Source organism: Pseudarthrobacter woesei (genome assembly GCF_055412745.1).
Genome location: NZ_JBVAYU010000012.1, coordinates 63,576 through 81,436, shown reverse-complemented (window position 1 = coordinate 81,436; position 17,861 = coordinate 63,576). Strand labels below are relative to the sequence as shown.

The 17,861-nt window shown below is 64.2% G+C and carries 15 protein-coding genes and 1 pseudogene; 5 read left to right on the top strand and 11 right to left on the bottom strand.

Features of this window, described 5'->3' with window-relative positions; all coding sequences use genetic code 11:
* The first annotated feature begins 124 nt into the window (after nt 1-124).
* The gene (locus ACZYZE_RS15710; RefSeq protein ID WP_463908734.1) at nt 125-1,165 is read left to right on the top strand and encodes a LacI family DNA-binding transcriptional regulator; all 1,041 of its coding nucleotides are present in this window, start codon (nt 125-127) and stop codon (nt 1,163-1,165) included.
* A gap of 58 nt (nt 1,166-1,223) precedes the next feature.
* Here ACZYZE_RS15710 and ACZYZE_RS15705 read toward each other — a convergent pair whose 3' ends face one another.
* From ACZYZE_RS15705 to ACZYZE_RS15655, 11 genes and pseudogenes are all read right to left on the bottom strand, one after another.
* Entirely contained in the window at nt 1,224-1,622 is a 399-nt protein-coding gene (locus tag ACZYZE_RS15705) for a PucR family transcriptional regulator (protein WP_463908732.1), read from the bottom strand.
* Between the two features lie 35 nt (nt 1,623-1,657).
* Nucleotides 1,658-2,504 (bottom strand): annotated as a pseudogene (locus ACZYZE_RS15700) (transposase); the annotation flags it as partial.
* 308 nt (nt 2,505-2,812) lie between these two features.
* A complete protein-coding gene (locus ACZYZE_RS15695) occupies nt 2,813-3,802 on the bottom strand; it encodes an NAD(P)H-quinone oxidoreductase (protein ID WP_463908771.1) in 990 nt (329 codons plus the stop codon).
* A gap of 135 nt (nt 3,803-3,937) precedes the next feature.
* Complete coding sequence (locus ACZYZE_RS15690) at nt 3,938-5,350, bottom strand: MFS transporter (protein WP_463908730.1); 1,413 nt, start codon at nt 5,348-5,350, stop codon at nt 3,938-3,940.
* 68 nt (nt 5,351-5,418) lie between these two features.
* Nucleotides 5,419-7,065, bottom strand: a complete 1,647-nt coding sequence (locus tag ACZYZE_RS15685; protein WP_463908728.1) for a tripartite tricarboxylate transporter permease — start codon at nt 7,063-7,065, stop codon at nt 5,419-5,421.
* A 13-nt stretch (nt 7,066-7,078) separates the two neighbouring features.
* Nucleotides 7,079-7,591 carry a tripartite tricarboxylate transporter TctB family protein gene (locus tag ACZYZE_RS15680; protein ID WP_463908726.1) on the bottom strand — a complete coding sequence of 171 codons (513 nt, stop codon included), beginning with the start codon at nt 7,589-7,591 and terminating at the stop codon, nt 7,079-7,081.
* Nucleotides 7,592-7,645: 54 nt separating this feature from the next.
* The gene (locus tag ACZYZE_RS15675) at nt 7,646-8,617 is read right to left on the bottom strand and encodes a tripartite tricarboxylate transporter substrate binding protein (RefSeq protein ID WP_463908724.1); all 972 of its coding nucleotides are present in this window, start codon (nt 8,615-8,617) and stop codon (nt 7,646-7,648) included.
* A gap of 108 nt (nt 8,618-8,725) precedes the next feature.
* Nucleotides 8,726-9,595 (bottom strand): SDR family NAD(P)-dependent oxidoreductase, encoded by an 870-nt coding sequence (locus ACZYZE_RS15670; RefSeq protein WP_459319363.1) that lies wholly within the window; start codon nt 9,593-9,595, stop codon nt 8,726-8,728.
* An 11-nt stretch (nt 9,596-9,606) separates the two neighbouring features.
* On the bottom strand, nt 9,607-10,371 hold the full coding sequence (locus tag ACZYZE_RS15665; protein ID WP_463908722.1) for an SDR family NAD(P)-dependent oxidoreductase: 765 nt from the start codon (nt 10,369-10,371) through the stop codon (nt 9,607-9,609).
* Between the two features lie 64 nt (nt 10,372-10,435).
* Nucleotides 10,436-11,950, bottom strand: a complete 1,515-nt coding sequence (locus ACZYZE_RS15660) for a flavin-containing monooxygenase (protein WP_463908720.1) — start codon at nt 11,948-11,950, stop codon at nt 10,436-10,438.
* A gap of 58 nt (nt 11,951-12,008) precedes the next feature.
* Complete coding sequence (locus tag ACZYZE_RS15655; RefSeq protein WP_463908718.1) at nt 12,009-12,851, bottom strand: alpha/beta fold hydrolase; 843 nt, start codon at nt 12,849-12,851, stop codon at nt 12,009-12,011.
* A gap of 165 nt (nt 12,852-13,016) precedes the next feature.
* On the opposite strand from ACZYZE_RS15655, the gene ACZYZE_RS15650 reads away from it, so the two are divergent.
* From ACZYZE_RS15650 to ACZYZE_RS15635, 4 genes are all read left to right on the top strand, one after another.
* The gene (locus ACZYZE_RS15650; protein WP_463908716.1) at nt 13,017-14,138 is read left to right on the top strand and encodes an alcohol dehydrogenase catalytic domain-containing protein; all 1,122 of its coding nucleotides are present in this window, start codon (nt 13,017-13,019) and stop codon (nt 14,136-14,138) included.
* An 81-nt stretch (nt 14,139-14,219) separates the two neighbouring features.
* Nucleotides 14,220-14,882, top strand: a complete 663-nt coding sequence (locus tag ACZYZE_RS15645; RefSeq protein WP_463908714.1) for a TetR/AcrR family transcriptional regulator — start codon at nt 14,220-14,222, stop codon at nt 14,880-14,882.
* A 737-nt stretch (nt 14,883-15,619) separates the two neighbouring features.
* Nucleotides 15,620-16,717 carry a DUF4192 family protein gene (locus ACZYZE_RS15640; protein WP_463908712.1) on the top strand — a complete coding sequence of 366 codons (1,098 nt, stop codon included), beginning with the start codon at nt 15,620-15,622 and terminating at the stop codon, nt 16,715-16,717.
* Nucleotides 16,718-17,490: 773 nt separating this feature from the next.
* Nucleotides 17,491-17,835 carry a cupin domain-containing protein gene (locus ACZYZE_RS15635; protein WP_463908710.1) on the top strand — a complete coding sequence of 115 codons (345 nt, stop codon included), beginning with the start codon at nt 17,491-17,493 and terminating at the stop codon, nt 17,833-17,835.
* Nucleotides 17,836-17,861: the final 26 nt, after the last annotated feature.

The following is a 17,861-nucleotide window of genomic DNA, read 5'->3' as shown; positions in this document are numbered from 1 at the left end:
GGTTGGTGGTGAAAATGACTATAGAATGTGAGGTGCGCCACGTCAAGGGCTCCCCAACCAGAGCTCGGCACTTTATCGGGCAGTCTTGGTGATGTCTTCTTTTTGAGCTGAGGCAGGGAAACGCATGGAAGAAACCACCGCCGGGGAACGCACGGTGACATTGAAGGATCTGGCGAGCGAGCTCGGCATCCACCCCTCGACCGTGTCCAGGATCCTTCACTCTGACTCCGAGGTGGCGCGGAGCGCGGCCTCCGTTGCAACTGCCGAACGCGTGCGTGATCTGGCCCGGAAGCGGGGCTACTCCCCGGACCCCCAGGCTGCCGGTTTGCGGACACGGCGCACCCACCTCTTGGGTGTCATCGTGCCCCGGCTTTCGGACCTCGTACTGGCCATAATGTACGAGGGGATTGACGAGGCCGCGGCGGAGTTGGGCTATTCGACGTTTGTTATGAACTCCCGGGACGACCCGGAGGAACAACGACGGAAGACGGACACTATGCTGGCCCGGCGCGTGGACGGGCTGATCATAGGTGACGCACATCTGGACAGTGGCCTGTTGCGGGAGTTGTCAGCCCGGAAGGTGCCGTTCGTGCTCATGAACCGCCGCGTCCCCGGCTACCCGTCTGCCACCTGCGACGACGTCCTTGGAGGCGAGCTTGTGGCCGACCACCTGTGGAGCCAGGGGCATCGGAACGCCGCTGTCATCGCCGGCGAGCCCTACGCCAGCACGGCTGTTGACCGGACGGCCGGCTTCGTGGACCGCTGGCGTTCACTGGGCGGAAAAATCCCCATTAAGGCCGTGGTGTGGTCCCGTTTCGATACCGCCGGCGGACGGGAAGCGGCTGAGAATATCCTGACTCACTGCCGCCCACGTCCGACGGCGCTGTTCGCTGTCAATGACTTTGCGGCAATCGGTGCCATGGGAGCACTAAGGTCCCATGGCCTCACTGTTGGCGACGACGTTGCGGTAGTTGGATTCAATGACACCTCGCTGGCCGCGGAGCTTCCCATCCCGCTGACCTCCGTCCGCTCGCCCATGCTGGACATCGGGCGGACAGCGGTGCAACTCCTGAAGCGCGTGCTGGACGGCGAAATCGTCAAGCCCGTCAGACTGGAACCGAACCTGTGCGTGCGGGAAAGCAGCGCCCGAGGCAACACGGGATGATAGTCACCTTGAAGTTCCTCAGCCCGAGTTCCCGAGCACGGTTCCCCTGCGGGATACCTCATTTCGATGCCGCGACGATGCCCAAGGCGAGCAAGCAAGTGGCGCGCACTTCGCCGTCGGAGAAATCCAGTTTGAGGAGCTCCTCGATTTTCCGCAGCCTGTAGCTGAGCGTGTTCCGGTGGATGAAGAGCTCCTCGCAGATCTTCGCGGAATTCCCGCTGAGGCGCAGATAAGCATCGAACGTCTCCCGCAACGCGCTGCCGCCGTCGGAGGCCAACGGGGCCAACAGCCGCTGGCACATTGCCACCAGGCCCGGGCTGTGCAACCCCCGCACAATGCCGGCGAGATCGGCCAGCGGCGCCTGATGCACGCCGGCCGGCCCAACGTTACGGCGGGCAAGCTGCAGCGCCAGCGGCAATTCGCTGAGGCTCAGGGATTCGGAGACGACGACGGACAATTCCGGAGCGTCCCGGCGGTCTTCCCGGGTCCTGTTGCATGCCTCGCGTCCGTGTCGACGGTCGAGATCACCCGGTCCGGGGCGACTTTCCGGGCGATCCGCAACCGCCCGTCGGTGCCGTCAGAGCCGTCCGCGGGCTCGACGTCCTGCCCGGCCACCAGCGCGAACAGCGCGTACGCATCCGCTGCCTTACCGTCCAGAGTGTCCGGATTCACCGCGGCCAGCAGGGCTATCGCGTCCGTGACCAGGGCCGACACCAGGGCATTCCTGGCCTCCTCGTCGTCCCAGGCGATATCGGGTTTGCCGGTGCGGGTGTAGTCATAACCCGTGGCATGAGCGGCGGTCAGCTCCTTGCCGCCGGGCACGTCGCGGCCGAACCGACGGACCGCGGCAATCAACTGCGGGACCGTGTCCTGCCGGGCCACCGCGTCATCGAGGACCGTCGAATCCACAGCGCGACGGCAGTGGCCCTTGAGCACACCCGTGGACGCGACGACATCGGCGATCGCGCCCATGACCCGGTGCGGATCCGAACTCGCCGCGAGCCGCTTACGCCAATACGTCAACGTAGTCGGGGGGAACGCGGTCTCGTTCAGGCGATATCCACAGGCGGCTTTCCACCGGGGGTCATACGTTAACGCCTCCGCCGTTTCCCGGTCCGAGAGCCCCTGCAACGCTTGAAGCACCAGGACCGAGCCGATCACCGGCGCCGGTACCGAGGGGCGGCCCCGACCCGAAGGGAAAGATCCTCCATCATCGAGTCCGGAAAAAACGCTCCCGATGATCGGCCAGGAACGCGAAAACGCTGCCCGGGACCAACAACTCCCCGGCCAGCGCCTCCACGTCCAAATACCCGCGATGAGTACCCTCGCGACCCTGCATGAAACCAGTCATAAATCACCAGATCCAAAAGTCCCACGGGCGCGCCTTAACCCAGCAGATTATTCAGCGCACTCCTAGGCCAACCCGTTCAGACCCTCACAGCGGATCTGAACGGGTTTCCCTACCTCACGGGCCACTTCCAGTAGCGGTCGAGCGACCAGGAGAACCGGGCATGGCAGCGGGCTTCAACCCGGTGCCGAGCTGCTTTTCATCCTTCTGCGCCTGGCGTGGGGCGAACGGACCGGGCCGTCAGCGGGCCGTCGGAGTTTCGTCAACGTCCGGCGCTGGGGATGCCACCGCCGTGGCCACTATTCGTGGTCATCGGTGACCAGCAAGATCTTGCCGGTCCGGTCCGCTTCCTCGAACCGATCCTGGGCTTCGAGGGCACGGTCTAGGGAGAAGGTGCTGTCCGTTGTCGTGCGAATCCTTCCGGCGCTGACCAACGGCCAAACGATCTCCTGGACCTGACGCATGATCTCGCTCTTCTCCTCGACCGGACGCGGGCGCAGCAGGGTGCCGGTCACCCAGCCGTTCTTGCCCATAAGCCGGTTTAATGGCAGGGTGCCGGCGGCACCACTTTGGAGGCCAATGACAACCATGCGCCCGCCCCGAGCCAAGGCCTCGACATTCTTCTCGAGGTACTTCGCACCGACGACGTCGAGGATGACATCTACCCCTCGCCCGCCGGTGACATCTTTCACGCGCTCGACGAAGTCCTCCTCGCGATGGTTGAAGGCCGCCTCCGCGCCCATCTCGAGGCACAGCTCGACCTTCTCCGCACTGCCGGCCGTGGCCAGCGGCCGGGCCCCGAGCGCGGCCAGCAACTGCAGGGCGAAGGAGCCGACCCCGCCGGTCCCGCCGTGGACGAGAACCCACTCCCCGCTCTTCACCCCGGCCTGCATCACCAGGTTGGACCAGCATGTGGCAGCCACCTCGGGCAGGCCGGCGGCATCGGTGAGGGAGACGCCGTCAGGCACGGTAACGATCTGTCCCGCCGGGACGACCACGTATTCGGCATAGCCCCCGCCGATCAACAAGGCGCAGACGGATGTGCCGAACGCCCAATCGTCGACGCCGGCCCCGGTCTCCTCAATCGTCCCGGAAACCTCCAACCCCGGCCCCTCGGGAGCACCCGGGGGCATCGGGTAGTTGCCGGCCCGCTGCACTAGGTCTGCCCGGTTGATACCGGCCGCGGCTACCCGGATCAGGACCTCGCCGGGTCCCGGAGTGGGGATGGGCTCCTCGACGACGGACACGACCTCCCGTCCGCCGGCACCCGTGTACGCGATGGCCCGCATGGTGGGGCGGGTGGTTTTCTGCATCTCGATGGTCATCATTCCTCCGTTGATTTCGAGGGCACCCGACCGGGTGCCGGATGGTTTGACCTACATGTTCCCCGCCCAGGGTGGGACTGGTATGCCGCGGCCGCCGTATTAGGTTGCCGGTGCTGTTTCCCTGATGCCCCGATCGATCCGTCCGAGGTTCTCGGTTGATGTGGGGCGTTGCCGGGGCAGGAAGCTTGCCAGTACCGCAGCAGTAAGGGCTGCTGCGGTGGCAATCCAGAAGATGTGTTCAAAGGCCCGGAAGGACGGGTGCTCTGTTCCCTCAAGGGTCAGGGTGGTGGAGGCCAGAAGCACGGCTCCTGCTGCGCTGCCGACTGTCGTTCCGATGATGCGCAGAACGGCATTGAGGCCGTTCGCAGCGGCGGTAACGGTCATGGGGACGGATCCCATGATCAGGGTCGGCATCGCGGCATAGGCGATGGCATTGCCGGTGCCGATGACAGCGGCCCCCAGCATCACCATCCAGAGCTCCTCGGTCAGGAAGAGGCGGCCGGCGTATCCGGCGGCAGACACAAGGGCGCCGATGATCAGGGCCGTCTTGGCGCCGTAGCGGCGGGTGCCCAGGGCGGACACCGGACTGATGATCATCATGGCCAGCCCGGTGGGAACCATGCAGAGACCGGCGGCCATCACGCTCAGGCCGAACCCGTACCCGGCCGCCTCGGGCATCTGCAGTTGCTGAGTGGTGGAGAGCAGGTTGGAATACATCGAGTAACCCACGAGCACCGCCACCATGTTGGTCAGGAGCACGGGCCTCCGGGCGGAGGTTCGCAAATCGAGCATCGGCTGGCTGATTTTCAGTTCGACCGGAACCCATACTGCCAAGCCGACGACGGCGGTTGCGGCCGCTATCAGCGTTGGTGCACTGGTCCAGCCCCAGGTGCCGCCCTTGGTCAAGGCAAGTAGCGCCGCGGTCAGGGCGATTGAGAGCAGGATGGCGCCCCCGTAGTCGAACCTGCCCGGGGTGCGCGCGCGAGATCTCGGCATCACCAATGGCGTCAACGCGATCAGGACGATGCCGGCTGCGGCGGCGCTCCAGAAGATGGACTGCCAGCCGAGGAGCTCATACAGCACACCGGCCAGTGGAAGGCCCAGCGCGCTCCCGAAACCCAGGGTGGCGCTGATCATCGCGACGGCCGGGGCAAGTCTTGTGCCGGGCAGCTCTTCCCGAAGGATGCTGATGCCCACGGGCACGAGCGCTGCTGCGGATCCTTGGAGCGCCCGGCCGGCGATCATGGCCGGAAAACCCAGATCCAGCGCCGCCAATGCTGAGCCGACGGTCATCATGATCAGGCAGGCGAGCATGATCCGGCGCTTGCCCACCATGTCTGCCAAACGGCTCAGTACCGGGGTGGCCACCGCGCTGGCCAGCAGTGTGGCCGTGAGGATCCAGGAGGCGTCCTCGACGGTGATTCCGAGCAGGCGCGGCAACTCGGGAAGCAGGGGAACGACCGTGGCCTGCTGGAGGGTGACGGTTGTGCCGCACAGGCAGAGCACCGGCACAAGTAGTCTGCTGACAGCCCTGGGCTTGGATGCTCTGCCGTTCCCGCGAAGAGGCATTCCCTTGGCGATCAGCGGGCGGTGGGGCTCTGTTGCTTGTCGGCATGCTGGGCAGCCGGCGCCCCCTCACTCGGTCCCGGTGATGCCGCGAGGAGCGCTGCAGGCTCACCGCCGTCGGACGTAGCCTGCGGATCTTCCTCCTCCGCCACCGGTGATTCCGGGGAAGCCTTGGTTCCGGCAATGCGGCGCCGGAACCCGCTGACGGCCTTGATGGCGATGCCGGCGAGGATCAGGCTGAAGATGATTGCCGCGGCCGGATCGGTGACGAAGATGTCCAGGCTGCCGCCGGAAATCAGCATGGACTGGCGGAAGGATTTCTCCAGGATCGGGCCCAGGACGAACGCCAGCACCAGCGGGCCGGCGTCGAAGCCTGTCTTGGACATGATCCAGCCCAGGACGCCGAAGGCCAGCACAATCCACATGTCAAAGGACGTGTTGTTGATCGAGTAGACGCCGATCAACACGATCAGCAGGGAAAAAGCGACCAGGATGCCCTGGCGCACGCGCAGCAGCTGGATGAAGATGCCCACGAGCGGAATGTTGAGGATGAGCAGCATCAGGTTGCCGATGTACATCGAAGCGATTACGCCCCAGAAGAGTCCGGAGTGATCGGTCATCAGCCGCGGGCCCGGGGTGATGCCGTGCATCAGCAGGGCGCCGAAGATCATTGCCAGCACCACGTTGGAGGGAATACCAAGCACCAGAAGCGGAATGAACGCCGTGGTCGAGGAGGCGTTGTTCGCCGTTTCCGGTCCCGCCACGCCTTCGATGGCGCCCTTGCCGAACCGGCTGGGGTCCTTGGCCCGGCGCTTCTCCAGCGCGTAGGAGGCCAGGGAGGAGATGACACCACCGCCGCCGGGAAGGATGCCGATAAAGAATCCGAGAACCGAGCCTCGGCCGATGGCACCGGCGGAGTCCTTCATGTCCTTCCGCGAAGGCCAGATGTTCTTGATCTTGGTTTTGATGATCTGGGCTTTTTCGGTCTGCTCGAGGGATCGCAAGAGTTCAGCGACGCCGAACAGGCCCATTGCCACGGCCACGAAGTCCAGGCCGCTCAGCAGCGGCGCCTGACCAAACGTGAAACGTGCCGACCCGTTGATCGGATCCTGCCCGACCGTGGATAACAGCAGGCCGACGGCGGCCATGCACACGCTCTTGATTGCGGATCCGGTGCCCAGGGACGTGACCAGGAACAGGCCCATGACCATGAGGGCAACAAAGCCGGCCGGACCCATCGACAAGGCGATCTTGCCCAGCCCGGGGGCCAGGAACGTCAGGCCGATGACGGCCACGGTGCCGCCGATGAAAGAACCTATGGCGGCGATGCCCAAGGCCGCACCGGCACGGCCCTGTTTGGTCATCTGGTACCCGTCGAAGGTGGTCACCACCGAGGCTGCCTCGCCCGGCAGGCGCAGCAGCACGGAGGTGATGGTGCCCCCGTACATCGACCCGTAGTAGATGCCGGCCAGCATGATGATCGAAGCGGTCGGATCCATCGTGTAGGTGATGGGCAGCAGCAGCGCAATCGTCGCGGTGGGGCCCAGGCCCGGCAGGACACCGATTGCGGTCCCCACCACCACCCCGATCAGGACGAACAGCAGGTTCACCGGGTCTAAGGCGACCGAGAAGCCTTCACCGAGGTTGCTCAGGATATCCATGTCAGAGTCCGTTCTAGACGAAGGCGTCAAGCGCCAGGTCGGCGGGGAAGGGTACGCCGAGAAGCCGGTCGAAGATGACGTAAAGCACTGCCGGGCCGGCCACAGCGAAAACTGCCGTCCAGCGCCACGACTCCCGGCCGAAGACGCGAAGCCACAACAGGAGCATCAACACGGCAGGGATGAAGAAGCCGATCAGTTCGAAGAGCACCACGAACGCGGCAAGGCTGGCGATGCCGGCCATTACCGACACGCTCCTGCGGCCCCAGGCCTCCAGCGGCTCATGTCCCGGCCACACGATCAGTGCCGCGGCGCCGAGGATGATGGCCAGCGAGATGACGAACGGCCAGAGGCCCGGGGCAGGATTGTGCAGGGTGCCCAGCTTCAACTGCCATGACCCGGACGCCGCCCCGAGGCCCAGTGCGAGCAGGACGAGCGGAGCGATTCTGCGCTGCCAGCGCAGGGCGCCGGTGCGGGGCCTTCCCGGTTCCCGGATTTCGGCGGCCGCTTCCACGGGAGAGGAAACCATGGGTTCACCCTTCTTCGTGCCAGCCGTCATGGCCGGCGGTTGAGTCTTTGTTTTTTACTTCGCCAGGAGGGGCTCGTAGCGGGTGCGCATGTCAGCGAAGACCTGCTTGGTCGCTCCTGCGTCGGAGAAGCTGTTCGGCACGAACCGGTCCCCGATCTGGCTGATGACCTTGGCGTCCTTGCTGCAGGTTTCGATACCGTCTTCGAGCTTGTCGGACACGTTCTGCGGCAGGCCCTTGGGGGCGAAGAGTCCGTAGACCGAGGTGGTCTTGACGTCGAAGCCGGCCTCCTTGGTCGTGGGAGCGTCGGGGAAGGCCTCAGAGCGCGCTTCACCGGCAGCAGCGAGCGGGACGATGGCGCCGTCCTTCACCTGGGCCTCAACGTCGACGTAGTCGTTGACGAATCCGGCGTCGATATGGCCGCCCAGCAGGTTGGTGATGAGTTCGGCGCTGCCGGAGGTGGGAACCAGGGCGAACTCAATGCCGCTCTCCTTCTGCAGGCGCTTGAGTTCAACGGCCAACGAACTGGTGGCCCCGGGAACACCGACGGAGATCTTCCCCGGGTTCGCCTTGGCGGCGTCGAACAGCTCCTGCAGGCTCTTGTAGGAGGAGTCCTTTGGCACAGCGAAAAGGGTGGGGATCGCTGCCATGGTGCCGAGGGCCTGGAAATCGTCCTGGGAGTAGGCCAGGTCGTTGCTCATCGGGTTCAGGACCATAGGCCCGTTGGTGCTAAGGCCTACGGTGTAGCCGTCGGGCTTGGCGCCGGCCAGCTTTTGCATGGCCACTGCACCTGCTCCACTGTCAAGGTTCTCCACCACGAAGGTGCCGCCCAGCAGCTTTCCGAGGCAGGCCCCGTAGGCACGGGCTGTCGTGTCGGATGGACCTCCCGCAGCGTATGGCATGACGAACGTAATGGACTTGGTCGGGTAGCTCTCGGTCGATGCTTTGGAAACACCGGAGCAGGCAGTAACGGTAAGGGCAAGGCCGGCGACAGTGACGGCAGCGGAGAACACGCGAGTCTTGTTCAAGGTAACCTCTGATGGTTTCGGGCTGAAGTTGAGAGTGCACTCCGCAAGGAGTGTCCTCTCAGTAAACAGGAATGTGATCCCGGGCACAACTACCACGGGTGATTTTAATCATTCATTGCGAGATGCGGACTCGAGCCGGGAGACGCTCAGCGCCGCCCGGGGTTTCATGAAGGCGTCCCACAGCGGCCCCGTTGAGAGCCACCGCAGAGGATCCATCAGGGCCAGGCTGCGCGGGACGAATACCTTGCGCTGCCTCGCGGCCATCGCGCCGACGAGCAGGTCGGCGCAGGTGTCCGTGCTGGACACCACGCTGAAGGGCCACGGAAGGGAGCGGCTCTCCCCGGCCCGGCTTCCCGCCCCGGAAATCATGCCGGTGCTCACCCATGCCGGATGCGCGACGCCCACGTCAACGCCCTTATGGGCCAGTTCCAGCCGCAGCGCCCCGCCGAAGGCCTCCACGCCCGCCTTGGAGGCGGCATACGCGTTAGCCCGCGGAACATTCTTCAACGCGGCAGCCGAACTCATGAGTAGGTAATAGCCCCGATTTGCGGTGACCTCCTCCAGAGTAGCCTTGACGGTCCTGATCACTCCGCCAAGATTGACGTCGACGATCCGCAGCAGGTCCTCGGCGCTGGAAGCGGCTACGGTGGAGGCACTGCCGATCCCGGCGCAGGCAAAGACGATGTCCAGCCGACCGAAGTGCTCCACTGTCCGTTGGGCCGCAGTCTGTAAGGACACGAGGTCCGTCACGTCCGCTGCCGTGGCCAGGTGGCCGTCACCCAGCCGGGCAACGAACTGGTCCAGGGCTGGCTGGTCGCGGTCAACGAGGGATACGAATGCTCCTGCGGCGGCCAGGCGCTGGGCCGTGGCCGCGGCGATACCTCCGGCACCGCCAGTGACCAGTACCACCTTGCCCAGCAGCCTGTCCGGCCCCGGAAGCCGGCCCGCCCCTCTCCCGCCCGTCTTCGGAGGATTCAAGGATTGGAATCTCATCCCATGTACGACCCTCCGTTGACGTCAACCGTGACGCCCGTGACGAAGCCGTTTTCGGCCGCGGCCAGGTATTGGACGGCCTGGGCGACATCACTGGCATGCCCCAGCCGGCCTACCGGGATGCGGCTGAGATAGTTCTGGTTGACTTCATCGGAGACGCCGGCGGCCATGCCGGCGTCGATCCGTCCGGGTGCGATGGCGTTGACGGTGATGCCGTATGGTGCCAGTTCCCGGGCGAAGGAGCGGGTCAGGCCCAGCAGGCCCGTTTTGGTCGCGGCGTAGTGGACGCCGCCGAGCCTGCCGCCATCACGTCCTGCCAGGGAGGACATGTTGACGATCCTGCCGAAGCCGGTGTTCTTCATGTGCGGTACCAGCGCCTGGATACCCAGGAACGGGCCCGTGAGGTTCACTGACAGAACGCTCGTCCACTCGTCCAGGGGGACTTCATCACCAGGGATCTTTTGTCCATCCCGTTTCGGGGAGATGCCGGCATTGTTGACCAGCACGGCAGGTGTTTCCGGGGTGGCCTCCACCGCCTCGGCGATCCGCTTCCAGTCGCCGGGCTCGGTGACGTCGCAGTGCATTATCTGCAGGGATCCGCCCTGCGGATCCAGGTCCGCCCGGAGGCCGGCCAGTGCGGACTCCGAGGCATCCACGGCGATCACCCGGTCCCCGCTGGCCAGGAATGACTCCACGATGCTGCGGCCGATGCCCCCGGCCGCGCCGGTAACGACGGCTGTTCGGTGGTGCTGCTTACTCATGCTTTCTCCGTTCTTCGTTGAACGGGAGGCGGCCTTCTTCTCAGGCAGTCTTCCCGTGGGGCAGTTAGCGCATTCCGGCAAGGGCTTTTTCCCGGGCTTCGTCCGGGGCTCCGGCCAGATAGGGTTCAGGGTCAAAGGGTGCGTTGACCTGGCGGAAGGTATAGGCCGGTTCCGGCCACAGGGTGGTCAGCCGCCCGTTGCGGTGGTCAACGTACCAGCTGCTGCAGCCGCCGTCGAGCCATACAGTGCCCTGCGCCAGCTGGTCCACACGGTCCATGAAGGCATCCTCCGCTTCCCTGCTCACCTCCAGTGCCGGCACCGCGGCCTGATCGCGGAAGTTCACCGCACCCATGATGTAGTCGATCTGTGCCTCGGCGATGTAGACGGCGGAGTTGTGGCCCAGCCCGGTGTTCGGCCCGTTGATGATCCACAGGTTCGGGAACCCGTGCACGGCCGTGGTGGCGTAGGCCTGCATGCCGTTGGCCCAGCGTTCACTGAGCGGCTGGCCGTCGCGGCCGAAGATACGGTAGGCAATGGGCAGATCCGTCGCTTCAAAACCGGTGCAGGCAATGATGACGTCCAGTTCGTGGCTGCCCCCGTCCCCGCCGAGGACACGGTTGCCCTCCATACGCGTGACGCCGCCGGTTTCCAGGCGGACGTGGTCCTGCGTGAACGTGGAGTAGTAATGGCTGGACTTCAGGACCCGCTTGCAGCCGAACGTGTAGTCCGGGGTCAGCTTGCGGCGCAGTTCCGGATCCTCAACCTGCCGGTGCAGATGGTCCAGGGCAACCTGGGCTGCGGCGTTGACCAGCGTCGGGGTGCCCCGCCGCTGGGCGTAGCGCTCCTCGTTGGACCAGAACATTTCCTCGCGCAGTTCCTGCATCACCTCGGGCATTTTGCGGAAAAGGCCCTTTTCCTCGTCGGTGTAGGACCGGTCCGGACGCGGCGTCACGTACGGGGCGGAGCGCTGGAACACAACGACCTCCCCGGCGATCTTTGCCACTTCAGGCAGGACCTGGACGGCCGTGGCTCCCGAGCCGATGATGCCCACCCGTTTGCCCGTCAGATCAATCCCGTCATTCCATTGGGCTGAGTGGAACACTTCGCCGGAGAAGTCACCCAGTCCCTCGATGTCGGGCATCTTTGGCTCGGACAGATGCCCGACGGCGGTCACCAGGGTTTTGGCTGCAAACTCACCCTTGGGGGTGCTCACTTTCCACAGCGCTTCCCCCTCATCCCAGCGGGCATCGGTCAGTTCGGCGCCGAACACGATCCGTTCAAGGAGGTTCTCTTCCCGGGCGACGCTGCGCAGGTAGTTCAGGATTTCCTGTTGGGGGGCGAACATCCGGGACCACTCAGGGTTGGGGCGGAAGGAAAACGAGTACAGCAGAGACGGCACGTCGCAGGCGGCGCCGGGATAGTGGTTGTCACGCCAGGTTCCGCCCACGTCCTCCGCCCGTTCAAGAATGATGAATGACCGCTCGCCCTCGCGGGCCAGTTTCGAGCCCATGCCGAGGCCTCCGAAGCCGGTGCCGACGATGATGACATCGACCGGCGAACCGGACGCGGGATGTCCCATAGGGGTACTTTCCACTGTTCCTCCAATGTGTGTGTTGTTGTGTGCTGGTCCCGAAAGGCTAGACAAAGAGTGCTTCCCGGATCCCGCCCGCAGGAGCAGCGGCGGGGTCCGTTACGAATTCGTTGATCAGCTGGAACAGCTGGGCCGGGCGCTCCTGCGGGACGGCGTGACCACTGTCGATGACCGCGTAGCGGGCGTTGGGAAGTCCTCCGAAGAGGAGCTGGGTCTGCCGGGCCGGCACCATCTGGTCGTGGGCGCCGGCGATGACCAAGGACGGGGCGGTGATAGCTGCAAGCCTGCCGCTCAGATCGGCGACGGCGTTGAGCTGCATCTGCCCGGCGATCCCGTCCGGGAAGGTGCGGGCAGCAACCAGGGCCTGGATGTCGGCGTCGCCGCGGCCGGCAAGGAAAGGGTGTCCATAAACTGTCCAGGTGACGAATTCCCGCAGGAGGTCCTGGTCCGACTCGAAGAGCCGCTTCCAGATACGGTTGCGAAGCCTTTGCTGGGTGTCGGCCCTGACCCAGCCGGCCACCAGGGTCAGGCTGGACACGCTTTCGGGGCGGGAAGCGGCGAGGTCGGCCGCGACCAGGGCGCCCAGGGAGTAGCCGACGACATGGACCGGCTGTGCTGGAGCGCGCTGGTCGATGACGGCGGCGACCTGCTCCGACAACCCACCGAGGGTCAGTTCCCCGTCGGGGCTCTGCAGGTCAACGGCCAGGACACGGTACCGGGCGGCAAGCATGGGAAAGAGGGTGCGGAAATGAGTCTTGGCGCTTCCGCCCGTTCCGTGGACCAGGACCACAGTGTCCCGGGAGTCCTCCGGTGCAAGCGTGTCATGGAAAGGAACCGAGAGGCCCATGACGTGGACGGCACCCTCGTGTGCATCTGGATGAATCTTCAATTCCAATCCCTTCGAATTTGACTGGCCGGTGTCTATAGCGGATGAGGGAATCCACCCGGGTGCAGGAAACGCGTAGTGACGCGATCTTGAAAGTGCACTCCGTGCGGATTACACTCTCATAAAAGCATAGGAGTGATCCGAAACACAATCCCTGGAAGGGAAACAATGAAGATTACCGGCGCGGTCCTTGAGACCATCGGCTCCCCCCGTCCGTACGCCCAGTCCCGCCCGCTTTCCGTTGCGGAGCTTGACCTCGCCGGGCCGGGGCCGCAGGAAGTCCTGATCCGGATGGAGGCTGCGGGCATCTGCCACTCGGACCTCTCTGTCGTCAACGGCGACCGCCCCCGTCCGCTGCCCATGCTGCTCGGCCACGAGGCCGCCGGTACGGTCGTCAGTGTCGGCGCGGGTGTCGATGACCTTGAACCGGGCCAGCGGGTGGTCACGGTTTTCCTGCCGCGCTGCGAGGAGTGCCCCAACTGCCGCACCGGGGGCAAACTGCCTTGCAGCGTCGGAACGGAATCCAACGGGGCCGGAACACTGCCCGGCGGACCCACCCGCCTGACGCGCGCCGGCCAGCCGGTCCGTCACCACCTCGGAGTCTCCGGCTTTGCAACGCATGCCGTGCTCAGCCGGCGCTCGGTTGTTCCGGTCGGAAGCGACGTACCGCCGTCGGTCGCTGCACTTCTTGGCTGCGCCGTGCTGACCGGAGGCGGGGCCGTCATCAACGCGGGCAACCCCCAGGAGGGGCAGGACATCATGATCGTCGGCCTCGGAGGAGTTGGCATGGCAGCGCTGCTGACCGCCGTCGCAGTCTCCTCAGCGTGGGCTGAACCCGCCCGGATCATCGGCATCGACGCGAACCCGGCCAAACTGATCGCAGCGCGGGAACTGGGGGCAACAGAAACGTACTCTCCCGGTGAAGCCGAAGAACTTAGCATCCGCGCCGACCTCGTCATCGAGGCAGCGGGCCACCCCCGGGCCTTCGAAGCCGCCGTACAAGCCACGGCGCCCGGCGGCATCACGGTGACTGTTGGACTTCCAGCTCCCGGAGCGCTGTCATCCATTGAACCGCTCGGGATTACAGCCGAAGCCCGCACCATCATCGGTTCCTACCTGGGCTCCGCAGTGCCCGCCCGCGACATTCCGGTCTACGCTCAGATGTGGCGCGAAGGAAGGTTGCCGGTCGAAAAGCTGGCCTCGTCGGTGATCACCCTGGACCAGATCAATGAGGCGATGGATGAACTCGCCGATGGAAACGCCATCCGCCAGATCGTGATGTTCAATTGAAGTTGTTGGCACCAGGACTTACAGCCCGGCGGCAGCGAACGGCCACCCCGTACCAACCGCTGACAGGGGCGTAAATAAAGGATGAAGACGACGACTTCGGAGACCACGGCGTCCGGTGCCCACGTCGGGCTACGTGAGAAGGCCCGACTGGAGCGCTACAGGAACATCCGCGCCGCAGCTGAGCAACTCTTCAACCAGCGAGGCTACGAGCAAACTACCACCAAGGAAGTGGCCGAACTTGCCGGGGTCGGGGAAGCGACCCTCTTCCGCTACGTCAGTAACAAGCACGAGCTGCTCCTTCTGGTTATCGGCGAACGCATGGACATGGCGATTGAGGCCATCGAGGACGCAGACAAGGAAAAGGCCGCCCATACTTCCACTGCATGGGATTACGTCGAGCGGATCTACGCCATCTTCCGGGCGCGGGCCCAGTTCTACTCAACCGATCCGGAGAACGTCACCAGCTACCTGCACTACGGCTTCAAGGCCGGCAGCCAGCTCGGTGCCCAAAGCATCGCCCAGGGCGACAGGATCATCGCTCTGACATCATCGATCCTTGATAGTGCAAGGGAAGCCGGACACCTCACCGCCCACGTCGACTCAGCGACAGTCGCGCAGAACTGTAATGGCACATATATCCACGAAGTCCTGCGCACCCCAGTCCGCGCATTCCGGCCAGAAGACCTCTGGGAGAGACTCCACGAACGCCTGCGTGTGCAGGTCGAACCACTCTTCCGGCTCTAGAAGATCCAGTCCCAACCAGGCCGCGTGCTACATCCGCGGCCACGTAGACCTGAGGGCACACGCCCAACTGTTCACAAAGACAAAGCCTCCAAGCCCGTTCCGTGCAGTCACCCGTACACAGCTGCCCCACATGGAGCAATAGGCGCCGCGCAGATGGAACTTGGGGCAAGACATACCTCTGAACAAGGTTTAGCCAGCACTAGTGCCCACATGGCGCCAACCCTTGACTCCTGGGTCATTACGTCCCGCTCGGCCTCAGGCGCCCAACTCGACAGCTAACGACAGCTATTGAATTCGCGAATACTTTCTACAGGGCGTCTGAGGCGCTGCAACGCCCCGCGACCGCGCCGTCGTCGTACGCGCCGAACACGCCATGGAAGCGGCTTCCGGCGCACAGCGAACACGGTAGCTTCCAGCAGAGCAAAGGGACTACCGGCGTCATGCCGCGCCAGCGCATCCCGTCCATGAACGACCAGAAGCATCTTCGCTGTTTTTCATTCTGATCCCCATCATCGCTGGGCAGGACCTCCGCGCAACCAGGGCGCACTGCGCCGGTCGTGATCCAACATTTCGCTCGGCGCTCCTCCGTCGCTTGTTTCCTCGCGAAATGTTGGCTTGCTCCCGGTTCCCCACGTTGCACTCCGGCCCCTCGTACCCAGCGGTGACTCCTCTATCAGAACGACGCCGAAATCTGACGAGCACGACCGGTGCCTGCCAGTCGCTGAAGGAGAAGGAACATGGAAACGTTCACCATCAAATCGCCCGCCGACGTTCTCAGCTTCGTCGGACACACCCTGGGGTTTTGGCCCCGGGAAAGCCTCGTCTGCATCACCCTCGTCGACAACCACGTCGGAGCCACCCTGCGCGTTGACCTGCCGAAGCCTGGAGCAGAAATCAGCTATTCACAAACCATCGCCGAATACTTAGCCCATGACGCCAAAGCCGCCAGCGTTGTCTTCGCCCTGTACACATCGGTGCCCGCCCAGTCCGGATATACCAGGCCGCACGCCGCAACCATCGCAGCCCTGACGGGCGCCCTCGCCGAGCGGGGGATGACCATCCGTGACGGGCTCCTCGTGGGAGACGATGCAGTTTCGCAATACGACGGCGATCCCACGGCCGGACCATCGCTGCCTCTATCGTCGACGCAGTCCAGCCAGATCAACGCCGAGTTTGTCTACCGCGGCAGCACCATCGCCCCTACCAACCGCATCACTTTGCCGGCCTCGAACAAAGAAAACACAGACCGCGGACGCCGTCGAAAATTGCGTGAAATCGATGCAGAGCCTCAACAGCCGAGACGCCATGGACAGGGCCCGGACGCTGTGGACGGAAATGCTGGAGGCGAAATCCTTCCCGGCCGACGAGCGAATCATCAGCCTGATCGCAGGTCTCCAGTTCCCCACCATCCGGGATCAACTCATGGCAGACATCCCCGGAATCGACGAACCCGTGGACCGTGTCCTCCTGGCCCAGACGCACAGCAAGCCACACTGGTCACGGGTCGACTGGGCAGAGCAGCCGCTGCTACACGCATGCACACGCAGCAGCACCAGACCCCCTCCTCCTTGCAACTCGCCCTCGAGGCAGGCCCCGGCTACCGACTGGCCAGGCTCAGCGAGCTCATGATCAGCTCGCTGATCATCAGCTCGCTGAAGAGTCCATGTCATGCCGTTCCCCCGTGTTCCTGCATGAACAGGTATCAGAGCGGAAAATCCGCACAGGCCGCAACCCAAGATCAATCCAAAGAATATTCAGCAAATCATGTTGTAAGCGGCCCTGGCCACCATGAAGTAGTGAACGCGAAAACCCAACGGAAGGACGAACGAGGATGAACACCCAGAAGAGACCCCACAGGGCGGCACCCGGTCCGCCGTAGACAGCCGCTCCCCCACACAACCGAATAAGCCGTTCCGGGACCCCACACACCCCGAACATCAGATCAGAGACGAGAGTGTGGACACTGTCCCCACGAAGAAACACGAAAAAAGCCACTGAACTGCGGAAACACTGTGCCCGAGGTGGGACTCGAACCGGGTTCCAGTCCCTGCAAACACTGGACTCCCGCCGAAACATAAGGAATCCGGCCCAGTCCGGCCCCGGTACGACCCAGTCCGAGACCCAAAGTGTGGACACTGTCCACACCCCCACTTCTCCCCACCAGAGGCCTCCCCCAAACAGCTGCACCCCGCAGTGACAGGGCGCGGCGCTTCTTTGCCCTGAAAAACTTGATCCTGCCGGAGAAGTTCACCCGCGGCTGCAACCGGGTCCTGCCCGCGCTCGGTGCGGCCGCCCGGACACGCCCGCACGGCGCAGTAAGTCTCCAGGCTCTGCATAACGATTCCACATCCCCTTCATTCCAACCGACACCCTCCTGGACGGTTTGGGGCACCGCTTGAAAAGGCGCACCCGTTGCTCTGGACAAATGGGGCGATTAGGTCTATGTATCTGTTTATAGCCTATTGCGTTGACGCCCGTCCGCAGAGGCCCTCCCAGCTCAAGCAGACATGAGGCAACCGGGTAAACAACCCCAAGGTTGCTGCCGGAACCTCACCCGATAACGCTGCAGTGCCGATCATAGGAGGTCAAGATGCCAGGATTAATTCGTATGAGCCTCGACTCACCCGAGGAGACGCGTCCCTTCGAAAACGGAAAGGGCCAGCTCCAACTCGTCAATCTGGAACAGGGCGCCGTGGGCCGAGCCACGTTCCTGCCCGGATGGCGCTGGTCCGAGCATGTCAAACCAATCGCCAAGACCGAAAGCTGTCAGGCCGCCCACTTGGGATACTTCATTTCCGGTCGAATGAAGGTCGTTATGAACGACGGCGAAGAAATGGAGTACGGCCAGGGCGATTTCGCCATCATGGCACCGGGGCATGACGCCTGGGTCCTTGGAGACGAGCCCTGCGTCATCATCGACTGGCAAGGATTCGCCGACTACGCCAAGCCATAAAACAGGAACCGAGCAAACTCCGCTTT